This window comes from Pseudomonas sp. ASL3, assembly GCF_056680425.1.
The window spans coordinates 4669749-4686760 of record NZ_CM155281.1 but is presented as its reverse complement, the minus strand read 5'-3'; the positions used below and the strand labels follow the sequence as shown (position 1 = coordinate 4686760).

Here is a 17012-nt window from a genome sequence, read left to right as displayed (position 1 = left end):
CGCACTTCGCTGCGCCAGACTGCGCCCGTCTCTTTCTTCTGGAAAGAGACGGGCGCTCGCACCACTGCTGCAAGCCACGTCGTACAGGGCATTGTCGCAACTCTCCTCGTGACAATCGGCCTGACAAACCCGATTTGTCGCCATCCGCAACGACGCAGGCACCGGTGCCGCAGCCATGGAAGGGCCGCACCTGACTGACAGTCAGGCATGCGCCAGGTGTCGATGTTGTTGCCTTCTCCCACCCAGAATCTCCAGGTGCCGAACTCGTCAGTCGGCGCAGCCTCCACCCGCCCGCATCTTCGGATGCGTCTAAGGAGGCCAGATTTATGGGTTTATGCCCTCGCTCCCGGTCGTAAGGAGCCGTGCGTTCCGCGTCAGTGAACACCTCACAGGCCGCAGGGGCCTTGACCCCTGATAACACTCAACAGCCGTGGCGGGAGTATGTGAGGACAGCCAGCAATCACCGAGGAGAGGGCCCATGCAGCAGTTAGATCCGAAGCTTGAACTACCACGACCGCCTCGACCGCTGATTGAGTCGAATCCCGTGGCCCAGCCTTATCCGGTGCAGGCACTGGGTGGGATTCTTGGGCCTGCGGTGGAGCGCATGGCCGAGGTCATCGGCGTGCCCCAGGCGCTGGCCGCGCAATCGGTGTTGGCTGCCTCGGCGCTAGCTACACAAGGTCATGCGGGCTTACAGCTCGACGGGCGCAGTTATCCGCTGTCGCTGTACCTGATCACGGTGGCCGCGTCCGGCGATCGCAAAACGGCGTCGGATCGATGTGCATTACTGCCTGCACGGCAATGGGAGCGTGAGCAGTGGCAGCGCTATCGCGAACAGCTTTCCCGGCACCGCGCCGCACAGCGACAGGCGCAGCGTATTAATCCTGGAGATCCCGCCCCCCAAAACGGCGTACCGCTAGAAGAGGAGCCCTCGGCCCCCCGGCTGATCACCACGGATCCGACTATAGAGGCGTTGATCAAGGGGCTATGTCATGACTTGCCCAGCATGGGCCTGTTCTGTGACGAAGGCGGACAATTCCTTGGTAGTAGCACCATGAGTCGGGATAACCGTTTGAAAGCGGTCACGACCTTGTCGTCACTCTGGGACGGTAGCCCTATTGATCGTGCTCGCTCGATGGCGGGCGAAAGCCTGCGAGCCTATGACCGGCGCGTGAGCCTGCACTTGATGCTGCAACCATACCTGGCCATGCAGTTACTCAGTGACCCGTTGCTGCAGGGGCAAGGCATCCTCGGTCGCTGCCTGATGACCTGGCCTACCAGTCTGGCCGGACAGCGCAGTTACCAGGCCGTCGACTTGTCCAGAGACGCCGCACTAAAACGCTATCACCGCCGCCTTTCGGGCCTCTTTCATCAACCGTGGTCACTTTCCGCTGACGGCGCTCTGCAACTATCAACGCTGAGTCTCAGTCCGTTGGCCCGTCGTCGCTGGATTGATCTGCATGATGCTATCGAAGCCCAATTGGGTGAGTTTGGGGAACTGGCCAGCGTACGGCCTAGCGGATCGAAGGCCGCCGATAACCTGCTCCGAATCGCCGCCATCCTGGCAGTTGTGGAGGAGAGCAGCACGGTGGAGGCCGACCATATCCAACGGGCCTCCGCTTTAGTCGGCTACTACCTCACCGAGATCCAGCGCCTGACCGAACAGGAACCGGTATGCCGAGTAAAGGAGGAGGCGGACCGCCTGCTGCGCTGGCTGCAGGTCAAGGATTGGAAGCGCTTCAGTATTCGGGAGCTGAACCGCAACGGTCCCCGTTTTGCCCGTAAGAGCAGTCGTCATACCGCCAAGCTGTTGGTCGAGTTAATTGATCATCAGTGGCTCATCACCGACGGCCACACCTTCGAGGTGCGCCATGTTCAATCTTGATGAAGCGCTGCGCAACCATCTGGCTCAGCGCCAAAAGGAGCCGAAAGCGCGATTTGTCGCCGCTACTGTCGCCACTTTGTCGCCACGCTCAAAGCCAGGCAGGGCAAGGGGTGTCGCCGCTGTCGCCGGTGTCGCCACCACCCGTAAAACTATCACCTCGACGACAGCCATCATTCAGTGGTTGAAAGAGGAGGGCGCGCATCTCTACGTCACCGACAACACGCTGTGTTTTCGCCCGACTGATTGGTCCCAGTTCGCCATCGTGAGTGCGAACTGGAGAGCCCTTTTGCATGATCTCGCTGCAGTCAATCAGGGGCAGAAAAATGGTCCGGGTCGGTAAGCGATCTGGGCGCAATTTTGGCTTCGGTCGCCAACTCAGCTATGCCGGACCGCAAGCCCTGAAAGATCTATTTGGCGACGGCCATTTTGCTACCGTCAAAGCCCATAGCGATCGCTGGCAAGCATTCGTGCGTTGGTGTCGATCCGAGGAAGGGCCGAGACTCAATGACGCGCGACAGATCGACCGCGAGACCCTCATGCGGTACGCCGCCTATATGCGGCAGCAGGTTGACCAGCGCAACGTCGGCATCGCCACCGCGCAGAACCGACTGTCAACCGTGAACCGAACGATGGCTGCGCTGCGCGGTGATCAGTACGTCAAAATCCCCAGTCCGAGCAAGGCGCTGGGTTTGCAGCGCTCAAGCGTGCGCGTGGAGGCCCCGCAAGGCCAAGATCGTGCTCAGATCGAGTTGATCGCACGCGCACTGTCAGAGCGAGGTCAGCAACGAGTGGCCGCAATTGTGCATCTGGCCCGGGAGACTGGTATGCGCCTGCGTGAAGCGATCTTGGCGGACCTGCCCCGACTGCAACGTGAGGCCGGGCAACTGGGCAAGATCAATATTCAGGACGGCACCAAAGGCGGTCGATCAGGCGCGTCAGCACCGCGTTGGATCGCGATCACAGATCAAATCCGTGGCGCCTTGGATAGGGCCTGGGAGGCTTCACCCAGTCGCAGTCGGAACCTGTTGGCCCCCAACGAGAGCTACAAAGAGTTTATGCAATCAGTTGTGCGACCGGCACGGGACATCTTGCATGAGCATGGATTGAAAGGCTTTCATGAGCTGCGGGCGGCTTACGCCTGTGAGCGTTATGAGCAACTGACTGGCTTGAATACACCCGTCAATGTCGGTCGTGTTCATCGAGAAGATCGAGAGCTTGATCAGCGTGCACGACAGCAGATCAGCCACGAATTGGGACATAACCGCATCGATGTGGTGAGTGCCTACATCGGAGGTCGGCGATGACGTCCGAGTTCGACATGGCGTTGTTTCTGCGCCCCGTGCTCAAAGGTGCACATGCGACGCGGCAGCGGCACGTCAGGCAAGCAGAAAGGATGCACGAGGTGATTCGTGAGCGCTGGGGTTGCGCGACTCCCTGGTCCTGGAGAGAAAAGCACGTGAGATGGTTTCTGAAGCACTACCTGCGATGCTCAGCTCCAGCTACCGTCTACTACTACGACTTAACAGCAGGGTTGATCCGCCGCAGAAAGGCAAAAGCCGTGGTTGCCTGATAGACCTTTAAGCGTGAGCCCCTGAGTATGGGAATGCGGAGCCTTCCCATACCCAGGGGCTTGGCTGAAGAGGCGCAGGCATACCAGAGATCTAGCGACTGTCGTCACTTCTTTCGCCCTGCTACACGGCACGGATCGTAGCCGGTGTCGCGTACTTTTTGGATGCTCAGCGAATTGGTACGACATTGCGGTCTCTGGTTTGATTGATGGCCGATGCCGACAGGCTGCCGGTGGCCGCCTTCTGGATATGTTCACTCCACCAAGCCATCATCGGACGCCTGCGTTCGATGTAGTCCGTCCTGTTGTAGGCGCTACGAACTTCGTCCTTGTCGACATGCGCCAGCGCGACCTCGATCAGTTCCGGATCCCAGCCATGCTCATTCAGGATGGTGCTCGCCATCGAGCGCAAGCCGTGGCTGACTAGACGGTCCTGAAAGCCCATGCGCTTCAACGCCATGTTGGCGGTCTGGCTATTGGCATGGGTGCGGGGATTTCTATCTGAGGGGAATACGTACTCTCTGTTACCACTGAGTTGCTTGAGCGTCTCCAGTAACGACAGTGCCTGATCGGTAAGGGGGATTGTGTGCGGGCGACGCTTTTTCATGCGCTCTGGCGGAATGGTCCAAATGCGCTTGTCGAAGTCGATATCTGCCCATCGTGTGGTGGCTGCTTCGGCAGGGCGGGTCATCGTGTGCAACTGCCATTCGATCAGGCAGCGGGTCGTGCGTTTGATGCTGGCATTCGCGATTTCCATCATGAGCTCGGGAAGCTCCTCAGGTGGTAGCGCAGCCATGTTCTCTTTCTTGGGTTTCTTGAACACCGCCCGAATTCCATTGAGGGGGTTCGCGAATATCAGCCCGGAGTTGACCCCATAGGTCATGATCTCGTTGAGTCGTTGACTCAATCGTTTCACGGTTTCGAGGCTCCCTTTGGCCTCGATTGGGCGAAGGATCTTGATAACCATCGGAGCAGTGATTTGAGAGAGCGGCGTTGTTTTCATGCTTGGGAAAACATGGAGTGTCAGCGATCTCCAAATGTCTTCGGCGTAGGCTTTGGTTACTGAGTCTTTCTTCAGCTCGAACCAGGCGGTGGCCACCTTCTCGAAAGTGTGTTCAGTCTCAGCAAGTTTGGCTTGCCTCACCTCATCACGCTGGGTTTTGGGATCAGTGCCCAAAGCGAGCAGCTCACGCGCCTCTGCGGCTTTCTTCCGGGCGTTGGCTAGCGAAAGGTCGGGGTATGGACCAAGCGCCATATTGATACGGCTTCTGGTCAGGGGCTCTCGGTAATTGAAATTCCACATCATTGAGCCGCTCGCGCGGACTCGAAGCTGTAAGCCATCGCCGTCGCTGAGGACGAAATCTTTACCAGTTGCCTTGACTGCCTTGAGCTGGCGATCGGAGAGGCGGGTTGCGTTAGTAGGCATGGGGCTACCTCCAGCACCGTTTTGGTATCCTGAAAATAGCATTTGGCAGTCCGGGATACCACCTGGGATACCAAACCGTCTGGAACTCAGAAACTCTCCAAAGCTCTCATAAGCGCTGAAACCCCTGTATTTACTGGATTTCAGGCACAAAAAAAGACGTCCGTGGACGTCTTTAGTTGATCAAATGGTGGAGCCGGGGGGATTTGAACCCCCGTCCGCCAGTACTCCGCTGTCGGTTCTACATGCTTAGCCGTGTCTATTGAGTTAACCCTCGGCCGCCCGACGGGCAGGGTGCTTCAGGCGAGTTGTGTAAGTTTTAGCCGTTACGTCCACAACGTACTACGCGGCGATTCTGTTCTATATGACAATCATTTCGGGTTTACAGACATCCCCTAATGATTGCTGGAGCCGAAGCTACCAGAAGTGCGACTAGGCTGCTTACGCAGCTAGTTGAGCACCGTAATTGTCATCATTGGCAATTATAGAGTTTTGCATCAGTTGATTTACGAGTTCTGGTACCAACTCGGCATGCCCCTAGAGTTTCGCAACCGGCGTCGAATCCTAATCGGCCCCAATAACAACTGCCCTAGCAGTCAAGCGATCAGTCTACCTGAATGCAGGGAGGGCGTCGACCTTCTGTCAGGCACCCGAGTGAAACAGGCCAGCTGTAGGGCTGGCCTTGGCAATGTTTTTACTTGTCGCTATCACCGGAATCGCTTTTTTCAACATCTGCCAGCGCTTTTTCAGTCAGTTCGATGCATTTTTTATCGTTGCCTGCTGCCTTTGCCGCCATGGCTTCCTTCTGGGCTTCCTTGAGATTCATCATGGTGTCTTCGCCCATGTCGGTCGCGCCCGTGGCCAGATCATCTTTGATCGTCTGTAGATTGGAGTCACATAGTTTATCAGCAGCGAATACCGGGGAAGCCAATAGTGCGGCGGTGAGGAACAATCCAGTCAGTGCAGTGCGCTTCATGTGCATCTCCTTAGCCTGTGGACTCGGTGTGGCCGGTCTATGAGGCCGAATGTTCGGGGTCTGTGGTGAGCCCGTTCAGTTGAGGGGCCTAAATAGATGGACTCTGGCTTGACGCAAGGGTTCTATTTTTTCTTGCGTCTCATGTGAAGAAGCCGCTTTTGCCGCTTTTTTGGCACGATGACGGGGCACTTTGGCCCCCGTCATGCCGGGTTCACACAGACTTGGCTTGGGTCACTCGATCCACCAGATAAACCAGCCCGTGGTAGTCGATGCCGCCGTGCTGCGACAGGCCGATCTCACAGGTGCGGCTGGTAGAAATGCCCTCATTGCAGAACTGCACCGCGTCTTTCAAGGTGCGCAGCGAATGCGCGTTCAGCTCTGGCGTGGTGAAGCCTTTGTCGCCGGCAAAGCCGCAACAGTGGATACCTTCGGGGATCACCACATTCTGGCTGCACAGGCGTGCCAGTTCGATCAAGGCCTGACTTTCGCCCAAGTGCTGGGTGCTGCATGTCACGTGCACCGCGATGGCTTCCTGTTGGGGGATGAAGTCCAGTTTGTCCAGCAGGTGAGTGCGGATGAAACGCACCGGGTCGTACAGGTCCAGGCGGGTGTCTTTGAGGTCCTGTAGCAGTCGCAAGGTGCAAGGGCTGGTGTCGCAATAGATCGGGTCGAGACCACCACGACTGGCCTTGATCAACGCCGCGAGCAGTTCCTGGCGTTTGTGTTCGGCTTGCTCGTTATAGCCCTTTGACGCGAAAGGCTGGCCGCAGCACAGGTTGTCCTGATTCTCGGGGAAGATCACTTGATAACCGGCTTTTTCCAACAGGCCACGGGTCTTGTCCAGCAGCGACATTTGCTCGCGGTCGCCAGCAGCGGGGCCCATGACCCGCGACACGCACGCCGCCAGATACACCACGCGCGGGCGCTGATCGCTGACGGGCGGGCTGAAGCGGATGGCCCGCTCCGGTTGTGGCATGGCGGCGGTCCATTGCGGCACGCGACCTGCCGACGCCTTGCTTAGCGCAGCGGACATTTTTGCCAGGCGCGGCGCGCCCAATAGCATCCGCGCGCCGTTGGCTACATGCAGGGTGAAGCGTGCGCCTTGCAGTGCGGTCTTGAAGTTGTGGGCCAGCCAATTGGCGGTTTTACCGTGGGTGGCTTCGCGGCTGCGCAGCTTCTTCACCAGCTCGCCGGTATTGATCCCGACCGGGCAGCGTTGCGCGCACAGGCCAGTCGCTGCACAGGTGTCGATGCCTTGATAGTGGTAATCGCGCTCCAGATCGGTGGTGTCGATGCCCGAGCGTTTTTTCGCCTGAATGTCACGCCAGATCACGATGCGTTGCCGGGGGCTCAACGTCAGCCCATTGGACGGACAGACCGGCTCGCAAAAGCCGCATTCGATGCATTTGTCGACGATCTCGTCGGCGGCGGGCAGCGGTTTGAGGTGCTTCAAATGAATCTGCGGATCGGTGCTGAGCACTACGTCCGGGTTGAGGATGCCATTGGGATCGAGCAGGCGCTTGAGCTGCCACATCAGTTGGTAGGCATCGCTCCCCCATTCCAGCTCGACGAAGGGCGCCATGTTGCGGCCGGTGCCGTGCTCGGCTTTCAACGAGCCGCCGAATTCCACTGCCACCAGTTGCGTGACGTCGTCCATGAACGCCTGATAGCGGGCGACTTCCGAAGGGCTGTCGAAACTCTGGGTGAACACAAAGTGCAGATTGCCTTCCAGTGCGTGGCCGAACAGGATCGCTTCGTCGTAGTGGTGTTTGTCGAACAGCGCGATCAGTCGACGTACACCAACCGCCAGTTGCTCGACCGGGAAGGTGACGTCTTCAATGATCACCGTAGTGCCGGTTTTACGCACGGCGCCGACAGCGGGAAAGGTGTCTTTGCGAATGGCCCAGAGGCGTGCGTTTTCCAGGGGGTCTTCGGTAAAGTCGACCTGCTTTTCCACTGCGAACGGTGTCAGCGCGGTCATGATCTGCGTGAGCTGCTCATGCAGTAAGGCTTGCGATGCGGCGCGGGATTCGATCAGCAGGGCGCAGGCGTTTTCCGACAGTTCACGGACGAACGCGGGCATGCCCGGCTTGTTTTGCACCGAACGCATGCTGCGCCGGTCCAGCAGTTCGACGGCGGCCACGGGTTGGCTTTTCAGGACGGTGACCGCGTTGCAGCAGGTTTCCACGTCAGGAAACACAATCAGCGCCGAAGCTTTGTACGGATGATCGATAACCGTGTCGTAAGTGACCGCGCTGATAAAACCGAGGGTGCCTTCGGATCCGACCAGCAAGTGGCTGAGAATCTCCAGCGGCTCATCGAAATCCACCAGCGCGTTGAGCGACAGACCGGTGGTGTTTTTCAGTCGGTATTTGTGGCGGATCTTCGCTGCCAGCTCGCTGTTGGCCCGGGTCTCGCGGCCCAGTCTGGCCAGTTGTTCCAGCAGGTCTGCATGGCTGTCGCGAAAGGCGCCGACGCTGGCGGCGTCCTCGGTGTCCAGGCGGCTGCCATCGGCTAATACCAGGCGAATGCCCGCCAGGGTGTGATAGCTGTTCTGTGCGGTGCCGCAGCACATGCCGCTGGCGTTGTTGGCGACGATGCCGCCGATTTTACAGGCGTTGATCGACGCCGGGTCCGGGCCGATCTTGCGCCCGAACGGCGCCAGCCAGGCGTTGGCCTGCGCGCCGATGACCCCCGGTTGCAGGCGGATTTGCATCCCCTGACCACGAATCTCTCTGCCGCCCCAGCTGTCGCCGAGCACAATCAGCACCGAATCACTGATGGCCTGGCCAGACAAACTGGTGCCCGCAGCACGAAAGGTCACCGGTACTTTTTCAGCCTGAGCCAGCTTGAGTAGCGCGACCACTTCCTCTTCGGATTCGACGCGGATCACCAGCTTCGGGATCAGCCGATAGAAGCTGGCGTCGGTACCAAAGGCCAGGGTCGAGAGAGGATCGTCGAAGCGTCTGTTCGCTGGGATCAGCAGCCCGGCTTCGCGCAGGAATGCAGCAGGCAGACTCATGCATCCTCCAGAATCAGCACCACCAGATCTTTCGGGCCGTGAGCGCCGTAAGCCAGGATTTGTTCGATGTCAGCGGTTTTTGAGGGGCCGGATACCAACAGCGCGTTGGTCGGCATGCCGGCCGCCCAATTCTGTTGTTGCTGGACCTGATAAAAGTTGTCGTAGATCTCGCTGGCCTTGAGCAGGGCGAAATGCACGGGCGGCACCAGACTCATCAGGCGCGGCTCTTCACGGGTCGGCCACAGGATCAGGCTGCCGGTGGCGGCAATGGCGCCGAGGGTCGTGGTGAAGCTGGCCGGCGTGTCGTCGAACAGTTCGGTTTTCCATTCTTCTATCGGGCGGTCGTAGGCCTTGAGCGGCGGCAGATCAGGGTGCTGTGCCCAATACTCGCTGATGCGTTGCCCGTGGGGCGTGCCCGGCGCGATCAACAGGCTCGGCAGTTGCCGGTCATGCAGCAATTGCGCGAGCAGCTGCGGCCAGCCCTGTTCGGTGCTGAGGTGGGTTTCGGTGTGCACCGCTTCCATCAGTTTGCGCAGTTGCGCAACCCGCTGCTCGGGCGCGTAACTCCAGGGTGTGGTCACCAGGTCTTCGTCGAAATTGTCGGCAATTGGCGTGGCGCCGGTCAGGCTATGGCGCAGCTTGTTAAGGATGTTCTGTTTGGCACTCATCGCTTGGCTCCCGGTTGCTTTTCTGCCGACTGCTTCGCCAAATGTTCACGGGCCAGCTCATGCAGCGAACGTGCTGCCGGTTTTGGCGCGCTGTGATTTTGCGTCCAGGGGCCGATGTTGCTTGGCGTCAGATTGCGCAGGCGGGTGGCGAAAAAACCGAACAGGCGGTACAGCGCCGGTGAGCTGTTGAGCCGCGACCAGGCGTTCCAGACAAAGCGTTCCTTGCGCGAGTATTTGCTGCCTTGGCCGCGGATGACCTGGTGTGGAGAGTCCGGCGCCTTGACGTTTTCTTCGCGCAGGCGGCGCAACAGCGCTGGAATCGGAATCTTCACCGGGCAGACCTCGCCGCAGGCGCCGCACAGCGACGAAGCGCTGGGGTGGTCCGGGACTTTGTTGAGGCCGACCAGATGCGGGGTGATGATTTTGCCGATGGGACCCGGATACACCTCACCATAAGCATGACCCCCGATGCGGGTATAGACCGGGCAATGGTTCATGCAGGCGCCACAGCGAATGCAGTTCAGCGTCTGACGCAGTTCGCTGTCGGCGAACGCCTGGCTGCGACCGTTATCGAGGAGTACCAGATGCACTTCCTGCGGGCCGTCCAGCTCATGGGCCTTGCGCGGGCCGGAGATCATGTTGACGTAGGTGGTGATCGGTATGCCGAGCGCCGAGCGGGTCAGCAGTGACAGCAGAGGGATGGTGTCACGCAGGTTTTCGACGACTTTTTCGATACCCGTGACGGCGATATGCACCGGCGGCACCGAAGTGCACATGCGGCCGTTGCCCTCGTTTTCGACCAACAGCAGGGTGCCGGTTTCAGCCACGGCGAAGTTGACGCCGGAGACGCCGATGTCTGCTTCGAAGAATTTCTGGCGCAGCACCCTGCGGCCGATCTGGATCAGTTGGTCGACGTCCTTGGTGTATTCCACGCCCAGTTTTTCGTGGAACAAGGTGCCCACCTGGCCGGCGTTTTTGTGAATCGCCGGCATGATGATATGAGACGGTTTCTCGTGGTCGAGCTGGACGATGTATTCGCCCATGTCCGCTTCCAGGCATTCAACGCCGCGAGCCCCGAGGAAATCGTTCATTTCCATTTCTTCGCTGACCATCGACTTGCCCTTGATCACCTGCTTGGCTTCATGGGCCTCGACGATCGAAAGGACGATGTCATTGGCCTCGTCCACCGTTTCCGCCCAATGCACTTTCACGCCATTGCGGGTCAAGTTGGTTTCAAGCTGCTCGAGCAAGTCGGGCAGCTTGGACAAGGCCCGCGCGCGAATTGCATTGCCCAGCTCGCGCAGGCGTTCACGTTCGTCGGCATCGCTGAACGCCGCCGCGCGTTTGGTCATCAGCGAGTCCATGGCGGTGCGGAAGTTGTTGCGTAGCTGGCTGTCGCCCAAGGCTTTGTGCGCCCGGGCGCGGAAATCTTCTTGTACCTCTACGGTCGGAATCAGCGTGTGCGTGCTCATTGCCCACCTCCAGTGCGTTGCCACAGGAAACTGGCCAAATGTTGGCCCCGTAATGATTCCCGTTGTTTCTCCAGCGAGCCGTTGATGTTCATCAGGCAGCCGCAGTCAGCGGTCACGACCTGATGCGCGCCGGACTCTTTTAACGCACGCGTCTTGTCCGCCACCATGGCCCCGGAAATATCCGGCATCCGCACGCTGAACGTCCCGCCAAAACCACAGCATTCACTTTCGTGGTCGTGCTCTACCCGTTCGACGTTGCTCATCTGGGACAACAGCGTCCGTACGTGCAAATGGGTGTTCATTTCCCGTCGTGCCGAACAGGAGGTGTGCAGCGCCACCTTGGTCGGCGCGCCGCTGTCCTGGAGCTGTACCTTGCACACGAACAGCAGAAACTCAGCCAGTTCATAGGTGCGGGCGGCCAGGGCTCGGACCTGCTTCAACGTTTCCGGCTCGTCCTTGAACAAGTCGGGGTAATGCTCGCGCAGCATGCCGGCGCAAGAACCGGAAGGAACGACCACGGGATAATCTCCGGCGAACAACGCCAGCTGCGAGCGGGCTACTTCACGCGCCTGATCGGTGTAGCCCGAGGTGTAGGCCGGTTGCCCACAGCAGCTTTGCCCTTGGGGGAATTCGACCCGAATGCCTTCGCGCTCCAGCAGGTGAATCGCATCCATGCCGGCTTCGGGATAAAACAGATCGACCACGCAGGTGCCGAACAGATAAACCCGCTCAGGCTTTGCGTCAGGGTATTGCCGTGGTTCGGCGCGTGGTGGTGCGACACGGGTCGCATTCGGCACGGCGTTGTAATAAAGCTCGCTCATCAGGCGTTTCTCCGGGTGGTCCCGGTTATCCGTCCAGCGCAGCGGTCGAAAGGTGAAGCGTTGAAACTTTCAGCCGCCCGGCAGACCCGGTTGTGAATGGTTGGCGCCGAGGGGTTAGCTCGACGCCAGGTCGTTGCAGGTGTGTGGTTGTAATCAACCAGCGTCAATCAACCAATCTGTCAGTGAACCAGCATGCCGGTGAACCAATAGGCTTGAGCCAGGGTGAGGCAGCCGACGATGGTGGCAAAGAACAGACTGTGCTTGAGGGTGAAGCGGAACAGATCGGACTCTTGGCCAACCAGACCGGTGGCAGCGCAGGCAACGGCAATCGACTGCGGTGAAATCATTTTGCCGGTCACGCCACCTGTGGAGTTCGCGGCCACTGTCAGAATGTCGCTGACGCCTATCTGGTGAGCTGTCGTCGCTTGCAACGAACCGAACAGGGCGTTGGAGGACGTATCGGAGCCCGTCAGGAACACGCCCAGCCAGCCAAGAAACGGCGAGAAGAACGGGAACGCAGCGCCGGTGGATGCCAGTACCAGAGCCAGGGTGGTGGACATCCCGGAGAAGTTCATCACGAAGGCGAAGCCCAGAACCATGCCGATGGACACTACGGCCCAGCGCAGTTCGTACAAGGTCTCTTTAAAAGTGGTCAGACCAACTTTTGGGTTTATCCGCAACACCAGCATCGACAGCAGCGCGGAAAACAGAATCGCGCTGCCTGATGCGGCGATCAGGTCGAATTTGTACACCGCTGGCAGCGCGGTCGGCGCAGCAACGATCGGCGCGACCTTGTACACCAGTTGATCAAGATGCGGGATGGCAAAGTTGAAAGTCCAGGCCTGCAACGCGCCACCGGCTGCGAATAGCGCCTTGAACGGCTTGAGTGTCCAGATCGTGACCACAACGGTCAGAATCAGGAAGGGTGACCAGGCTTTGAAAATCTGCCCCAGGGTGTATTCAGACTTTATCGAGGTGCGTGGCTGACCGAAGCCGCCAGCGCTGGCCACGACGGTCCCGTTTGGTGTGGCGCCGGCCATTTGCGCACCGGCGCTGCGTTTTGGCTGCCAGACCTTCAGGAACAGGGTCAGGGAAATCAGGCTGATCAACGCCGAGGTGATATCAGGCAGTTCAGGACCGATGAAGTTCGAGGTGAAGAACTGGCTGGTGGCGAAAGTGAGACCCGCGACCAGGGCTGCCGGCCAGGTTTCTTTGACGCCTCGCAGGCCGTCCATCATGAACACCAGCCAGAACGGCACGAACAGCGACAGCAGTGGCAATTGACGACCGGCCATGGCGCCGATCTTGAAGGCGTCGATCCCGGAAACCTGACCTGCGACGATGATAGGAATACCCAACGCGCCGAAAGCCACCGGCGCGGTGTTGGCAATCAGGCACAACCCGGCGGCATACAGCGGGTTGAAGCCCAGGCCTACCAGCAACGCTGCGGTAATCGCCACTGGCGCACCGAAACCTGCCGCACCTTCAAGGAAGGCGCCGAAACAAAAGGCAATCAGCAGCACTTGCAGGCGTTGGTCGTCGGTGATGGTCAGCACCGAGCTGCGGATGATCTCGAACTGGCCGCTTTTAACCGTCAGTTTGTAGAGGAATACTGCTGCAACGATGATCCAGGCAATGGGCCACAGGCCGTAGGCAAACCCATAACCGGCGGCAGCGATTGCCATATCGGCGGGCATGTGGAAGGCAAAGATTGCCATCAGCACCGCTATCAGCAAGGTGATGCTGCCTGCGACATGACCCTTGAGCCGGAACACGGCCAATGCCATGAAGAAAAACACGATGGGAATGACTGCCGCGATGGCGGATAAGCCAAGACTGCCGAGTGGGGTGTAGAACTGTTGCCAGGTTTGCATATGAGGTGGCCCCTAATTGTTGTTGGTCAGGCCCGATGTTCCGTATCGCTCGTTCGTCGCTTGTGGTCCGAGGCCAGCACTCAGCATAGCTGCCGTCGAACCGATGCTGACGACCGAGTCGCACAGTTCACCAGCTCAAGCCTTTCGCCATCGCGAGAGGTCTTGCAGCGCCGTGGATGATGGCCACTGAACGCCGGCATTGGATAATTGGTAATACCAATTTACAATGTCTGGACGCTAGGTTAGAAGTGTTGCTGTTGGTATGTCAATTTACCCTTCTAATACTTTCGTCGATTTGCGAAAAAAATCGCAGTGACGGGGTGTTTTCAACTGAATCTGAAGGGTGCCGGCGCTGTGGCAATCGGCGAGAATAGGCAGTCCCGGTAAATGATCGGGGTTCGGAGTGAGTTATGGGGTTTGATCAGGTGCGTCAGCGTCGTTTATCTGACGATATTGTCGAGCAGCTCGAAGGAATGATTCTCGAAGGTACATTGAAGTCTGGAGAGCGCCTTCCGGCTGAGCGCGCCTTGGCCGAGCAGTTTGGCGTGTCTCGTCCATCCTTGCGCGAGGCGATTCAGAAGCTCACGGCCAAAGGACTGTTGATCAGCCGCCAGGGCGGCGGTAATTATGTGGTCGAGAGCCTGGGGTCGACTTTCAGCGATCCGTTGTTGCATTTGCTGGAAAGCAATCCGGAAGCTCAGCGCGATCTGCTTGAGTTTCGTCAAACGCTCGAAGCTTCATGTGCGTACTACGCAGCTCTGCGTGTCACGGATGTTGACCGTGAGCGGCTGCGGATGGCTTTCGATTTATTACAGGATTGTTATTCACGGGTCGGCGAAGTGAGTCGGGCCGAGGAGGGCGCTGCCGATGCGAACTTTCATTTGGCTATCGCCGAAGCCAGTCACAATGCGGTGCTGCTACACACGATCCGCGGCCTGTTCGACCTGCTCAAACGCAACGTCGTGACCAATATCGGCGGCATGTACAAACAGCGCACAGAGACTCGCGACATGCTGATCAGTCAGCACCGTGAGTTGTATCTGGCGATTATCGAAGGCCGTGCGAACGACGCGCGCGAGGTGTCCAGCCGCCATCTGCTGTACGTGCAGGAGGTACTGGAAGAAGTGCGACAGCAAGTCCAGCGCACGGCGCGGGCCGAGCGGCGGAATGGGGTTTGATGGTGGGTCCGGACAATTTTGCTGTCTGAGCTGACGCCTTCGCAGGGGGACGCCTAGTTGCAAGCCTGCTCCCACAGGGATGAGCAATCCATTGTGGGAGCAGGCTTACCTGCGAAGGGGGACGCGCGGTTAGTCGTCTTTACCCTTGCTCCGAACCGCGCGCTGCAGCTCGCGATCGGAGTCGCGCTCGCGCTCGGTGTGGCGCTTGTCGTATTCCTTCTTGCCCTTGCCCAGAGCAATTTCGCACTTGATCAAGTGCGCTTTCCAGTAAATGGAAAGGGCTACGCAGGCATAGCCTTTTTGCTGAACCGCGGTAATGAGCTTTTCTAGCTCGCGCTGGTTAAGCAACAGTTTACGGGTGCGTGTAGGGTCAGCGATGACGTGAGTGCTTGCAGTCGTCAGCGGTGAGATATGGCTGCCCATCAGCCAGGCCTCACCATCCTTGAGCAGCACATAACTGTCGACCAACTGCACCTTGCTAGCACGCAGACTTTTTACTTCCCAGCCAGCCAGGACCAGACCGGCCTCGAACTTGTGTTCGATGAAGTAATCGTGGCGCGCCTTTTTATTTTGCGCGATGGTCCCTGTGGGGTGTTTCTTGAGCTTAGCCATAGGGGACGCATTATAGGGAGTCAGTGCGCTGTCGGCTACGGTGAAGCTGCGTGCTTGAGCACCTTGATTGAATCCCGGACAATGCGCGCTCTTTCGTTCGGCATTCTTGTGTGTTTGCCGCTCAGCTTTGGAAATGACGCTGACATGACTACGCATATTCAACGCTCAGCCCTGTTGCCTTATCCGGCCCAGGCACTTTATGACCTGGTGAACGATGTAGCGCGCTACTCGGAATTCTTGCCGTGGTGTTCCTCCGCTGTGGTGTTGGAAACCAGCGAGGGTCACATGCGCGCCAGCCTCGAAATAGCCAAAGGCGGCCTCAGCCAGCATTTCGTGACGCGAAATACGCTGGTGCCAGGGCAGTCCATCGAGATGAATCTGGAGAAGGGGCCGTTCAATCAGTTGCACGGCATCTGGGTATTCAAGCCATTGGGTGAGAAGGCCTGCAAGATCAGTTTGGACCTGTCGTTCGATTACGCCGGGCCTATCGTACGCGCGACCCTGGGGCCTTTGTTCAATCAGGCGGCCAACACGTTGGTCGACGCTTTCTGTCAGCGGGCAAAACAGCTGCATGGCTAAGGCGCTGATTGAAGTCGAGGTGGTTTACGCCGCCCTGGATCGGCAAATGCTACTCAAAGTCGACCTGCCATCGGGTTCGACAGTGCGCAATGCGCTGCTGGTTTCTGGTATCGGCGAGCACTTTCCTGAGTTGGATCTGGCGCATTGTGCGGTAGGAATATTCGGCAAAGTGCTGAACGATGCCGAAACCCGTGTGCTGGTGGCGGGTGATCGAATAGAGATTTATCGACCGCTATTGGCTGATCCAAAAGAAGTGCGCCGGTTGCGCGCGGCCAAGGCAGCCCTGGCAAAGACTCAGGGCGACGCGCAATAGCTTGTTTTTGCGTGTGAATCCTATCAATAGGTGCAAAAAAGCCCGGCTTGCCGGGCTTTTTACTGACGCTGACCGCTGGATTTCAAATCTACTGCGGTGATGTCCCCAGAGGTTCCTGGGTCGGTACCGGAACGGTTTCGACTTTATCCACATCGTGTTGAATCTGTTCGAGCAACGAGCCAGGCTTCGGTGGCGCTTCCGCTTTGGGCTCTTCAGCCTTGGCTGGCGCTGCTGGCGTCACGGAGTTACCGCTTTCCTTGCCGAGAATGGCCTCGTCACGACTCACGCCAGGCTTGAAGTCACCGGAAAGGCTGACCAATTGGTCGTTGCTGTTGAAGATGATGGTCATGCGTTCTTGTTGGCGTTCACCGCCCCCAGGCTGCAGGCTGTACAGGTAATCCCAGCGATCGGCATGAAACGTATCGGTCAGCAGAGGGTTGCCCATGATAAACCGTACTTGCCGACGGGTCATTCCGGGGCGTAACTGGTCTATCATGTCCTGCGTGACGACATTGCCCTGCTGGATGTCGATTTTGTAAACCCCGGGGAATGAACAACCGGCGAGTGCGAGCAGTCCCACGAAGGTGAAACTGGTTAGCAGGAGCTTGGTGTTTTGCATCGG

Annotated in this window: 16 protein-coding genes and 1 other RNA gene; 7 read left to right on the top strand and 10 right to left on the bottom strand. The window is 58.6% G+C overall.

Features of this window, described 5'->3' with window-relative positions; translation table 11 throughout:
- Nucleotides 1-478: 478 nt before the first annotated feature.
- From AC1MEE_RS21745 to AC1MEE_RS21730, 4 genes are read left to right on the top strand one after another with little or no spacing between them, the layout of a single operon-like run.
- Nucleotides 479-1885 (top strand): YfjI family protein, encoded by a 1407-nt coding sequence (locus AC1MEE_RS21745; protein ID WP_480411607.1) that lies wholly within the window; start codon nucleotides 479-481, stop codon nucleotides 1883-1885.
- A complete protein-coding gene (locus AC1MEE_RS21740; protein ID WP_480411606.1) occupies nucleotides 1872-2225 on the top strand; it encodes a hypothetical protein in 354 nt (117 codons plus the stop codon). The genes AC1MEE_RS21745 and AC1MEE_RS21740 overlap by 14 nt, the downstream gene beginning before the upstream one ends.
- Entirely contained in the window at nucleotides 2209-3189 is a 981-nt protein-coding gene (locus tag AC1MEE_RS21735) for an integrase domain-containing protein (RefSeq protein WP_480411605.1), read from the top strand. The genes AC1MEE_RS21740 and AC1MEE_RS21735 overlap by 17 nt, the downstream gene beginning before the upstream one ends.
- Nucleotides 3186-3455 carry a hypothetical protein gene (locus tag AC1MEE_RS21730; RefSeq protein WP_480411604.1) on the top strand — a complete coding sequence of 90 codons (270 nt, stop codon included), beginning with the start codon at nucleotides 3186-3188 and terminating at the stop codon, nucleotides 3453-3455. The genes AC1MEE_RS21735 and AC1MEE_RS21730 overlap by 4 nt, the downstream gene beginning before the upstream one ends.
- Before the next feature lie 166 nt (nucleotides 3456-3621).
- Here AC1MEE_RS21730 and AC1MEE_RS21725 read toward each other — a convergent pair whose 3' ends face one another.
- From AC1MEE_RS21725 to AC1MEE_RS21690, 8 genes are all read right to left on the bottom strand, one after another.
- Nucleotides 3622-4878: an integrase domain-containing protein gene (locus AC1MEE_RS21725; RefSeq protein ID WP_014719966.1), complete on the bottom strand. Its 1257-nt coding sequence runs from the start codon at nucleotides 4876-4878 to the stop codon at nucleotides 3622-3624.
- A gap of 185 nt (nucleotides 4879-5063) precedes the next feature.
- Nucleotides 5064-5451, bottom strand: a transfer-messenger RNA (tmRNA) gene (ssrA, locus tag AC1MEE_RS21720).
- Nucleotides 5452-5569: 118 nt separating this feature from the next.
- The gene (locus tag AC1MEE_RS21715; RefSeq protein ID WP_480411603.1) at nucleotides 5570-5851 is read right to left on the bottom strand and encodes a hypothetical protein; all 282 of its coding nucleotides are present in this window, start codon (nucleotides 5849-5851) and stop codon (nucleotides 5570-5572) included.
- 211 nt (nucleotides 5852-6062) lie between these two features.
- A complete protein-coding gene (locus AC1MEE_RS21710) occupies nucleotides 6063-8873 on the bottom strand; it encodes an FAD-binding and (Fe-S)-binding domain-containing protein (protein WP_480411602.1) in 2811 nt (936 codons plus the stop codon).
- On the bottom strand, nucleotides 8870-9541 hold the full coding sequence (locus AC1MEE_RS21705) for a LutC/YkgG family protein (RefSeq protein ID WP_480411601.1): 672 nt from the start codon (nucleotides 9539-9541) through the stop codon (nucleotides 8870-8872). Before AC1MEE_RS21705 ends, AC1MEE_RS21710 begins: the two co-directional genes overlap by 4 nt.
- A complete protein-coding gene (locus AC1MEE_RS21700) occupies nucleotides 9538-11013 on the bottom strand; it encodes a LutB/LldF family L-lactate oxidation iron-sulfur protein (RefSeq protein WP_480411600.1) in 1476 nt (491 codons plus the stop codon). Before AC1MEE_RS21700 ends, AC1MEE_RS21705 begins: the two co-directional genes overlap by 4 nt.
- Nucleotides 11010-11834, bottom strand: coding sequence for a (Fe-S)-binding protein (locus tag AC1MEE_RS21695; protein WP_480411599.1), 825 nt, complete (start codon nucleotides 11832-11834; stop codon nucleotides 11010-11012). The genes AC1MEE_RS21700 and AC1MEE_RS21695 overlap by 4 nt, the downstream gene beginning before the upstream one ends.
- A 179-nt stretch (nucleotides 11835-12013) precedes the next feature.
- A complete protein-coding gene (locus AC1MEE_RS21690) occupies nucleotides 12014-13708 on the bottom strand; it encodes a lactate permease LctP family transporter (RefSeq protein ID WP_480411598.1) in 1695 nt (564 codons plus the stop codon).
- 410 nt (nucleotides 13709-14118) lie between these two features.
- Here AC1MEE_RS21690 and AC1MEE_RS21685 point away from each other — a divergent pair, with 410 nt between their 5' ends.
- Nucleotides 14119-14886 carry a GntR family transcriptional regulator gene (locus AC1MEE_RS21685; RefSeq protein WP_480411597.1) on the top strand — a complete coding sequence of 256 codons (768 nt, stop codon included), beginning with the start codon at nucleotides 14119-14121 and terminating at the stop codon, nucleotides 14884-14886.
- 129 nt (nucleotides 14887-15015) lie between these two features.
- On the opposite strand, the gene smpB is transcribed toward AC1MEE_RS21685, so the two are convergent.
- Nucleotides 15016-15498 carry an SsrA-binding protein SmpB gene (smpB, locus tag AC1MEE_RS21680; RefSeq protein WP_297836020.1) on the bottom strand — a complete coding sequence of 161 codons (483 nt, stop codon included), beginning with the start codon at nucleotides 15496-15498 and terminating at the stop codon, nucleotides 15016-15018.
- Between the two features lie 144 nt (nucleotides 15499-15642).
- On the opposite strand from smpB, the gene AC1MEE_RS21675 reads away from it, so the two are divergent.
- Nucleotides 15643-16077 carry a type II toxin-antitoxin system RatA family toxin gene (locus AC1MEE_RS21675; protein ID WP_480411596.1) on the top strand — a complete coding sequence of 145 codons (435 nt, stop codon included), beginning with the start codon at nucleotides 15643-15645 and terminating at the stop codon, nucleotides 16075-16077.
- A complete protein-coding gene (locus tag AC1MEE_RS21670) occupies nucleotides 16070-16390 on the top strand; it encodes an RnfH family protein (protein WP_480411595.1) in 321 nt (106 codons plus the stop codon). Before AC1MEE_RS21675 ends, AC1MEE_RS21670 begins: the two co-directional genes overlap by 8 nt.
- 88 nt (nucleotides 16391-16478) lie before the next feature.
- Here AC1MEE_RS21670 and AC1MEE_RS21665 read toward each other — a convergent pair whose 3' ends face one another.
- Nucleotides 16479-17009 carry an outer membrane protein assembly factor BamE gene (locus AC1MEE_RS21665; protein ID WP_480411594.1) on the bottom strand — a complete coding sequence of 177 codons (531 nt, stop codon included), beginning with the start codon at nucleotides 17007-17009 and terminating at the stop codon, nucleotides 16479-16481.
- Nucleotides 17010-17012 lie beyond the last annotated feature (3 nt).

Bases quoted from the DNA above. Each gene is read 5' to 3' on its own strand.
- AC1MEE_RS21745 (WP_480411607.1), top strand. From the start codon at position 479: ATGCAGCAGTTAGATCCGAAGCTTGAACTACCACGACCGCCTCGACCG.
- AC1MEE_RS21740 (WP_480411606.1), top strand. From the start codon at position 1,872: ATGTTCAATCTTGATGAAGCGCTGCGCAACCATCTGGCTCAGCGCCAA.
- AC1MEE_RS21735 (WP_480411605.1), top strand. From the start codon at position 2,209: ATGGTCCGGGTCGGTAAGCGATCTGGGCGCAATTTTGGCTTCGGTCGC.
- AC1MEE_RS21730 (WP_480411604.1), top strand. From the start codon at position 3,186: ATGACGTCCGAGTTCGACATGGCGTTGTTTCTGCGCCCCGTGCTCAAA.
- AC1MEE_RS21725 (WP_014719966.1), bottom strand. From the start codon at position 4,878: ATGCCTACTAACGCAACCCGCCTCTCCGATCGCCAGCTCAAGGCAGTC.
- AC1MEE_RS21715 (WP_480411603.1), bottom strand. From the start codon at position 5,851: ATGAAGCGCACTGCACTGACTGGATTGTTCCTCACCGCCGCACTATTG.
- AC1MEE_RS21710 (WP_480411602.1), bottom strand. From the start codon at position 8,873: ATGAGTCTGCCTGCTGCATTCCTGCGCGAAGCCGGGCTGCTGATCCCA.
- AC1MEE_RS21705 (WP_480411601.1), bottom strand. From the start codon at position 9,541: ATGAGTGCCAAACAGAACATCCTTAACAAGCTGCGCCATAGCCTGACC.
- AC1MEE_RS21700 (WP_480411600.1), bottom strand. From the start codon at position 11,013: ATGAGCACGCACACGCTGATTCCGACCGTAGAGGTACAAGAAGATTTC.
- AC1MEE_RS21695 (WP_480411599.1), bottom strand. From the start codon at position 11,834: ATGAGCGAGCTTTATTACAACGCCGTGCCGAATGCGACCCGTGTCGCA.
- AC1MEE_RS21690 (WP_480411598.1), bottom strand. From the start codon at position 13,708: ATGCAAACCTGGCAACAGTTCTACACCCCACTCGGCAGTCTTGGCTTA.
- AC1MEE_RS21685 (WP_480411597.1), top strand. From the start codon at position 14,119: ATGGGGTTTGATCAGGTGCGTCAGCGTCGTTTATCTGACGATATTGTC.
- smpB (WP_297836020.1), bottom strand. From the start codon at position 15,498: ATGGCTAAGCTCAAGAAACACCCCACAGGGACCATCGCGCAAAATAAA.
- AC1MEE_RS21675 (WP_480411596.1), top strand. From the start codon at position 15,643: ATGACTACGCATATTCAACGCTCAGCCCTGTTGCCTTATCCGGCCCAG.
- AC1MEE_RS21670 (WP_480411595.1), top strand. From the start codon at position 16,070: ATGGCTAAGGCGCTGATTGAAGTCGAGGTGGTTTACGCCGCCCTGGAT.
- AC1MEE_RS21665 (WP_480411594.1), bottom strand. From the start codon at position 17,009: ATGCAAAACACCAAGCTCCTGCTAACCAGTTTCACCTTCGTGGGACTG.